1 protein-coding gene is annotated in these 6,767 nt (G+C 38.5%); it reads right to left on the reverse strand.

The window, feature by feature from the left end; translation table 11 throughout:
* Window positions 1-347: 347 nt before the first annotated feature.
* A complete protein-coding gene (locus ACEN33_RS11550; RefSeq protein ID WP_407095152.1) occupies window positions 348-6,680 on the reverse strand; it encodes a Cna B-type domain-containing protein in 6,333 nt (2,110 codons plus the stop codon).
* Window positions 6,681-6,767: the final 87 nt, after the last annotated feature.

Here is a 6,767-nt window from a genome sequence, read left to right on the forward strand (position 1 = left end):
TTCTAAATTTAAGGTAATATTTAATTGAGCCATAATAATCTTCCTTTCAATGTTTGTCTGTCAACTACATTGTACCAAAGAGATTATTATGGTTTTTTACTTTTACACAATTATATGGGCTTTATCCTCTTAAGTCTACAGGAAGCCACTTTCCTCTGATATCCGGCCTCGCCAAACCTCACGAAGCCGGATTCCCTCAATATACGGCCTCGTCCCAAAGCTCGAGGCCATTTCTCACCTTACATGACAAAAAAACAAACTATCTCACTTAGAGGCGCACCCCTAAGCTTGATAGTTTGTTTTACTTTCAAAATACTATTACAATAGCATTTTAATTTTCCTCTAGATTACTCTCTAGATTTGAATTTTTGACTCAAAACTAACCCTAAGCCAGATACCAAGACTAGCAATCCAATCCACACATACGATTCCTCACCTGTTGAAGGTAAGTCCGAATCTCCTGATTGACCTGGTCTAGATGGTTTGTCAGGATCAGTTGGTGTTGTTGGACTTTCTGGGTCGTTTGGATCTTCCGGATCTTCCGGATCTTCTGGATCTTCTGGATCTTCTGGATCTTCTGGATCTTCTGGAGTTCCTGGTTCTTCTGGATCTTCAGGTTCTCCTGGTTCATCCGGATCAACTGTGTTAACAAAGACTGGAATATCTCCATTAGCTGTTTGATAAGTGATATTTGCGATTAATTCATCGCCTTCACTTATTACTTCAACTGCGACTTTGTACTCAGTATTGTCATAAGTGACTTCGTCATCATTACCTTGTAATTCACGGATTGTGTACTCGTAAGTACCCGCTTCTGTGAATCTTATCGAACTGAATTGAACACTGCCATCTGCCGCATTATTAGCTGTTCCAATCACATTACCGTTTTGAATCACTACGAACTTAAATTCATTTGCTTTAAGTTCTCTACCTTCAAGTTCTTTAAGAGCTTGTAAGTTGACTGAAACTGATGGGTCTGGTGTTGGATCTGATGGTTTGTGCGTATTCGTGATTACTACTACGCCATCTACTAATTCAGTAGTTGTTTCGTAGCCCTCTGGAACACTCACTTCAGTAACTGTGTAAGTAATAGCTTCGCCAGTTGCATTGACTGCTAGATTCGTCCAAGTGTATGACCAGTTGTTTGCTTCATCTAAGACAACTGTCTCACCTTGGTTTTGACCATTGGCAACTAATTGCACTTCGATACTGTCAGGTCTGATGCCATCACGGTTCTCTTCATCATTCCAAACTTTATTCACTGTTAAGTCTCTGACTTCTGGTGAATACGTGTTTGTCAGAATGATATTTCCATGATTGTCATTATTGACTGTGACTTCATAGCCTTCTGGTGTATTTATCTCAACGACTGAATACTCGATGGCTTTACCATCAATATTTAATGGTAAACCTGACCAGCTTGCTGTCCAGTTATTCTCAGCGTTCAATTCAGCGGTTTGACCTTCAAGTGCTTCGCCGTCAGCTGTTAATTGAACTTGGATACTGTCTGGACGGTTGCCGTCTTGGTTATTCCCATCTTGCCAATCTTTTGTGACCGTTACAGAAGTTTCTTCTGGTGTATAACTATTCGTAATCACACCATCGACAATGTCAGTTGAGTAATTATCCACTGCATCTTCTGTAATTGTATACGAGATTTCTTCACCATTGTTGTAAACTGGAAGGTTTTCAAATATTGCAGCCCAATCATTTGCTTCATTCAATTCAACTGCATTAACGACTTCACCGTCTGCTAATAAGTTTGCAGTAATGCTTTCTGGTCTTAAGCCATCTTGGTTATCTGAATCATTCCAAACTTTACTTACTGGTATGTATTTCTCTGCAGGTGTATGTGTATTTGTTATCACATTTACACCATCCACAACTTCTTGTGTTACTTCGTAACCTTCAGGAACTGCTGTTTCTTCAACAGTGTATTCTATTGCTGTTCCTGAGGCATTGACTGGAAGGTTCGTCCATGAGTATGCCCATGCGTTTTCTCCATTTAATTCAATTGGATCGCCTAAAGCTTCGCCGTCGGCTATTAATTGAACCGTTACACTTGTTGGACGTAGACCATCTTGGTTATTAGCATCATTCCATACTTTTCTGACGTTAATATCATTGACAACCACGTCATGAGAGTTTGTTACCGTGATTGTATTTTCTTCAATTGGACTAATTGTTGATGTATACCCTTCAGGAACATTTAACTCTGCGACTGTGTAGGCAATGACTTCACCTGAAGCTTTGACTGCTAGATTCGTCCAAGTGTATGACCAGTTGTTTGCTTCATCTAAGACAACTGTCTCACCTTGGTTTTGACCATTAGCTACTAATTGCACTTCAATACTTTCTGGTCTTAAGGCGTCACGGTTCTCATCATCGTTCCAAACTTTATTCACCGTAAAGTCTGTAACTTTTGGTGTATAAGTGTTTGTCAGAATAATGTTTCCACGATCTGCGTCATTTACTTCTACTGTAAATTCTTCTGGTACATTTGACTCAACAACTGAGTACTTAATTGGTGCACCATTTGCATTTAATGGTAAACCTGACCAGCTTGCTGTCCAATTATTCTCCACGTTCAATTCAGCTGTTTGGTCAATGATTTCACCGTTTGCTGTTAATTGAACTTGGATACTGTCTGGACGGTTGCCGTCTTGGTTATTCCCATCTTGCCAATCTTTTGTGACCGTTACAGAAGTTTCTTCTGGAGTGTATCTATTCGTAATCACACTCTCGACAATTTCTGTTGAGTAATTTTCAACTGTATCTTCTGTAATCGTGTATGTAATTTCTACACCGTTCTCGAAGACAGGTAAGCCTTCAAAGACATGTGACCACTCGTTGGCTTCTGATAATTCAACAGCATCGATTGGTGTTCCATCCGCTAATAAGTTAGCAGTGATACTTTCTGGTCTTAAACCATCTTGATTGTCTGCGTCATCCCATACTTTACTTACTGGTACGTCTTTCACTGCTGGTGTATGTGTGTTTGTAATAACATTCACACCTTCAACAACTTCTTGAGTTGCTTCGTAACCTTCAGGAACTTCTGTTTCTTCAACCGTATATTCAATGGCTGTTCCTGAGGCGTTGACTGGTAATTCAGTCCAAGTTTGTGCCCATGCATTTTCTGCATTTAATTCAACCGGATCGCCTAATGCTTCACCGTCGGCCATTAGTTGAACCGTTACGCTTGTTGGACGTAGACCGTCTTGATTGTCTGCATCATCCCAAGCTTTTTCTACTGCTAAATGTGTTACTGCTGGCGTGTAGCTGTTCGTAATCACAACATTTGTTGGATCTTCAGCATTGACAACGACTTCATATTCTTCTGGAACATTCGTTTCAGAGACCGCGTAGCTAATTGCTGCGCCAGCTTCATTCACTTTTAAGTCCGTCCAAGCATATGACCAATCGTTATCTGCATTTAATTCAACCGCTTCGCCATAAGGTTCACCATTGGCTGTTAATTGAACCTGGATACTTTCTGGTCTAATACTATCTTGGTTGTTAGCATCATCCCATACTTTTCTAACGTTTATATCATTGACTGCTACATCATGAGAGTTCATTACCGTAATTGTATTCTCTTCAATTGGACTAATTGTTGACGTATACCCTTCTGGTAAGTTAACTTCCGCAACTGTGTAGGCAATTGCTTCGCCAGCAGCATTCACTGCTAGATTTGTCCATGTATATGACCAGTTGTTTGCTTCATTGAGGACTATTAGGTCGCCTTGGTTTTGACCGTCAGCAACTAATTGTACTTCGATACTTTCTGGTCTTAAGCCATCACGGTTCTCTTCATCATTCCAAACTTTATTCACCGTTAAGTCTGTAACTTCTGGTGTATAAGTGTTTGTCAGAATAATATTTCCGCGATCTGCGTCATTTACTTCTACTGTAAATTCTTCTGGTACATTTGACTCAACAACTGAGTAAACAATCGCTGTTCCATCTGCATTTAATGGTAAGCCTGACCAGCTTGCTGTCCAGTTATTATCCGCATTCAGTTCAGCTGTTTGACCTTCAAGTGCTACGCCATCGGCTGTTAATTGAACTTGGATACTTTCTGGACGGTTACCGTCTTGGTTATTACCATCTTGCCAGTCTTTTGTGACCGTTACAGATGTTTTTTCTGGTGTATAACTATTCGTAATGACACTATCAACAATGTCTGTTGAATAATTTTCGACTGCGTCTTCTGTAATCGTATAAGTGATCTCTTCACCATTGTTGTAAACTGGAAGATTTTCAAATACTGTAGCCCAATCGTTTGCGTCGTTCAATTCAACTGTATCAACGACTTCACCATCCGCTAATAAATTAGCAGTGATACTCTCTGGTCTTGAACCATCTTGGTTTCCTGAATCATTCCAAACTTTACTCACTGGAATGTCTTTCACTGCTGGTGTATGTGTGTTTGTAATGACATTCACACCCTCAACAACTTCTTGCGTTGCTTCGTAACCTTCAGTAACTTCTGTTTCTTCAACCGTATATTCAATAGCTGTTCCTGCGGCATTGACCGGAAGATTTGTCCATGTTTGTGCCCATGCATTTTCTGCATTTAATTCAACCGGTACGCCTAAAGCTTCACCATCGGCAAATAGTTGAACAATCACATTTGTTGGACGTTGACCGTCTTGATTGTCTGCATCATTCCAGGCTTTCTCAACTGCAACTTGTGTGACTTTTGGTGTATAGCTGTTCGTAATCACAACATTCGTTGGATCTTCTGCGTTAACAACAACTTCATAGTCTTCAGGAACATTCGTTTCAGAAACGGCATAGTTAATTGCTGCGCCAGCTTCATTGACTTTTAAGTCCGTCCAAGCATATACCCAATCGTTAGCTGCATTTAATTCAACCGGCTCACCGTATAGTTCACCATTAGCTGTTAATTGAACTTGGATACTTTCTGGTCTGTTGCCATCTTGGTTATTAGCGTCATCCCATACTTTTCTGACCGTTACAGATGTTTTTTCTGGTTCTGGTTTATCTTCGCCAGGTGTATTCTGGAAAACAATAGAACTAGGTGTTGTACCATTTTCAGAAACTCTAATAGTAATTGGCTCAGGTGATAGGATATAGCCTTCAGGAGCAACTAACTCCGTTAGTAAATAAGAACCTATGCTTTTCACTGTTAATGTTTTATTATCTTCCCCATTTACAAGTTGACCATTAGCAATTCTAATATTATCAAAGATAGTTACATTTCCGTCATCTTCAACTTTTTCAAGTTTAAATTGAGCAACTTGATTTTCATCTAGAACTCTCTCTCCAGTCACACTATCCACTTTTGAGATATTCAATGGATAAGTACCTGGATCTACAATTGTAATGTTAGCTGGTGGATCTGTTTTAGTTATAAAGTTTGAAATAGTGTCTCCAGCTTTAAGATCAATACCTTCTTTTAATTTCACTCTAAATCTTAATGAAATTGGTCCCGTACCAAATCTAGTTCCATTATTGGCAATTTTTAGGGCGCCGTCTTCAAAAATAACATCAACTTGTCCTCCCAAGTTTGTATAAGCACCCTGAGTTCCATTTGATGGAGTTGCTGAATCAGAATCCCCTGATGATAATAATCCAATAAACTCAAGTTGATTAGGAATAATATCCTCTAAAGGAATAATTGTTGTATTATAAAAATCGGTTTGTGGAATTAAATCAATTTTGTAGTTAAACTCTGTATGTTTCAGTTTACCTTCTGCATCTAATTCTAATGGATAGTTTTTAACATAATCAATTTCATCTAAATCAGTAACAGTTTTACGAACATACAACTCTCCACCAGTGGTTTCTCCTGATGTTTGTGTTGACGATGTATAGTCGATTCCTGTGTCAGTTCCTGTTAAACTGGCATTGTTTCTAATTAACGCTTGACTTTGATCAGTAATCGTTTTTGTTGTTAAAGTTACGTTAATAACCCAACGCGCTTTTTTTATTTCTTCTGGCATAGCATCATCAAAATCTAAAGTTAGAACTCCATCATTCAGATTAGTATTAATATAATCTGTACTTTGCCCATTCCAATTATCAGATAAAGAAATATCATAACCTGCATCTAAATCAAAAATTGGATCCAGAACATCCGTTATCGTTGATTTTGAAATATCAACCGCATTTACTCCAGCATTCCAATCATTAACAACGAATGTATATGTAACTTTAAATGGTTCACCTAAAACAGGTGTGCTTGGATTTGTAGTTTGAGTTTTATTAAATACGTTACTATCAGTTATTGTTGTTTGACCTTTTCGGTCAATTACATTTGTCGTCGCTTCTCCAGTATCTTTGAAATCTCCGGCCTCTGCGACTGCTGTATTTTTATAACTATAGTAATCAAAGGCAGGTATTGGCGACCAATAATCTTTTTGATTATTTAATGCAGTAATATTACCTTTTAAAATAATTGTATAATCAGCTGGCTCTTTTCCAGCATTAAATTTGAATTGTTTATTCTCGATTGAGTAGTTACCGATTGTTTCATCTGTGTTATCTACTGTTCCTACTTGTACTGTAACTCCTCCATCCGATGTGATCGTCACATCAGATAATTCAAATTCAACTTTGTGATTTGGGTCCAAATTATCAGTTAAAACGAGATTTTCTGTTAGTTGCTTACTACCTGAACAATTCATACTTTTCGTTGAAACATGTGCCAACTGCCTAACGGCAGCTTAAATTTACTTTTTCATTTTCACCTGTTAAGTGATGAAAAAAGAACCCCATTCTGATATTGTAAAGGTGTC

The organism is Ruoffia sp. FAM 24228 (genome assembly GCF_045528575.1).
Taxonomy (GTDB): Bacteria; Bacillota; Bacilli; order Lactobacillales; family Aerococcaceae; genus Ruoffia; species Ruoffia halotolerans.